Source organism: Micromonospora sp. NPDC047620 (assembly GCF_043205005.1).
Classification (GTDB): Bacteria; Actinomycetota; Actinomycetes; order Mycobacteriales; family Micromonosporaceae; genus Micromonospora.
In genome coordinates this window covers 1-2,642 of record NZ_JBIDDG010000080.1, presented here as the reverse complement: position 1 = coordinate 2,642, position 2,642 = coordinate 1, and the positions used below count along the sequence as shown (strand labels likewise).

Here is a 2,642-nt window from a genome sequence, read left to right as displayed (position 1 = left end):
CGACCTGCACACCGCCACCCACACCTGGGAGCCGCTGGCCAAACGCCTCGACACCCGCATCACCAACGACCCCTGGTGGCCCGTCCTCGCCGCCCACCTCGACACCGCAGCCGCAGCCGGAATCGACATCGACACCCTGCTCACCGACGCCGCCACCCAGCGTCCACTACCCGACGACATGCCCGCCGCCGCACTCTGGTCACGCCTACGCCTCGACCCCTCCGCGCTCACCACCCACACGAACCAGTCCCTACACCCGGACTGGACCCCGCACCTGCACGACATCGTCGGCCGCGACCTCGCCGAACACATCATCAACGGTCCGGCCTGGCCGCGCCTGGTCGCCGCCATCGACACCGCCCCCACCGATTGGACACCACACGACTTACTCGCCACCGCTCACGAACTTCTGCTCGCCGCAGCCGAGGGCGCCACAACCCTCCCCCGCCCCGATCAACTCGCCACCGCGCTGGCCTGGCGCATCGAAATACTCACCCGCCCCACCACAGAATCCGAAAACACCCACACCGCACACGAAACCGCGACAACCATGACACCACCAACACCCCAGGCCCGTGACACCGCCTCAACCCCCGCCGACGGTGTCGGTCCCTCACCCGCCGACATCGTTCACGCAATCGGCGACCTTGTGTCCGCCAGCAGAATCGGCGAAGCCCGAACCACCTTCACCGGCCTCACCGCACACCTCAACAACACCCGCCGCGACATTCTCCAACGCGTCATCACCACCCTGGCCACCCGCGCCTACCCGATCGCGACAGCGCGGCTTCGATGGGCCGCCGACCGCTACCCCGAACACCGGGCGTTCATTCTCGCCGCCATCCCTGCCACCGACCCACACCTCCACCGACCACCCGACGACACCCGGCCTGCCCGCGACCCGCGCACTGCTGCGCGCGATCACCGCGAATACATCGACCCCACCCTTCGGCGTCCAACCCGACCCGACCCCGGCCGTGACGCGTTCGACACCTATACCCATTCCTTCGCCGACCTCGACGCCGACCCCGCCCACCTACCCGTTCCCGAAGGCACCGGTACCGCCCGCCACCAACCCAGCAACCAAACGCGAGAACACGCGGACACCACCAGCTTCCTTGCCGGCACCGGCCACACCGTCGACTACGACCGCTACGCCGTCCCCGACCACCACGAACTTCCCTGCCTGGCATGCGGACTTGAACGCGCGCGCACCGACACCCAACCCCGCCACTGCGACGACGGACTCTGCGGCACCTGCCGCGACGACAACCAACCCGGTATCCCCGACCATGAACCTGCCGACCACGCCAACGCTCGCTGCGCATTCATCACCACCCAGCACCCGCCCGCAGCGGCACTGGCCCTCCTGCGAAAAGACTGGCGCCACGCCCGAAGCCCCGCCGACCGCGCCACCATCGAAACCTTCGCCAACACCCTCCTGACAGCCGAAACCCCAGCCAACCAGAACAAGCCACCGCACAATCGCGGCAGCGACAGTGGGTTCCATCTGTCGAACCCGACCCAGATGCTCACCGACACCGAACTCACACAAGCAATCGGCACTCTCGAACTGCGCATCCACCTCGCCGACGACGAAGCCACCATCTACGGCCCAGCACACTGCACCAGCAACACCGCCAATCCGGTCGGTACCGACTGGCTGAAAGAAGAACTAACGGAACTAAAGATCGAAATCACACGCCGCGCCCGCCTCACCCCAGAACAGGCCACCAAAGAACAAGCACAACGCGCCAACCGCGGACACGGAACCGTAAGCTGGTCCGTGCCCGAACGCCCCGCACTTGACACCACCACAGGCGCCGACACCAACGGCTCTGGGCTCTAGGCGCGTTGTCTGCGCCGGTACGGCGGCGGGTATCCGGGGCCGCACACACGCGCCCGAATGGACGCTGGATGGCCCGACTGACACGAGCGAGCCTGTCTCTGCGAGCGGGCAAGGCGTTTGGCCATCAGCGCCGCCCTTTCCGGGTGGCAGCCCGCACCGCTGATATGTGATCGAGGGAGTGGAGTGCCAGCGCCGACGAAGTCGACTCAGCCAAGCCCTCGAACACACGCCGCGCCAGTTGCGCGTCGGACGTCCAAGTCCCAGTGGCTACGACGACATCCCATTCGAAGTCGTCCGCAGATGAGTCGGGCCAGACGCCAGGCCGCCCAGGTTGACAGACAACGACGCCCCCAGCGGCAGATGGAAACACACTTCCGTGCAATAGAACCGCGGTTTGATACCAAGGTGGCTGCCAGGGCGGCGGCGATCTCGGCCGCACTGTCCGGCCCGGAGATGAGAATGAACTCGCTTTCCGACTCCATAGCCGGGACCCACCTCGCACGGCCGGCGACTCGAAACGCTCCACGATCGCGCTCTGGCAGTTTCCCCTCCCCAGACACAGGGAGACCGTACAGCCGACCTGCCACGCAGAGAGTCGGAAAAGCGATCTTGGGCTCAGGTGATCACTGCATCACCACGTGGATGATGATGTCGGCGTGGTGGTTTGGGTACGGGAATTCGGGCCTGGCGGTGCTATTGACCGAGACGCTCGCGTCGGTGCAGTTGACGTCGAGATTTGTTGTCAGGGAAGGATACTCGTCGTCGGCACTGCTGGACTGCCAGCCTAAGCGTC

Annotated in this window: 1 protein-coding gene; it reads left to right on the top strand. The window is 66.2% G+C overall.

From position 1 onward, the window contains the following. The coding region (locus ACGF5C_RS34245) for a hypothetical protein (RefSeq protein WP_393308485.1) at positions 1-1,849 on the top strand (1,849 nt) is incomplete at its 5' end. Positions 1,850-2,642 lie beyond the last annotated feature (793 nt).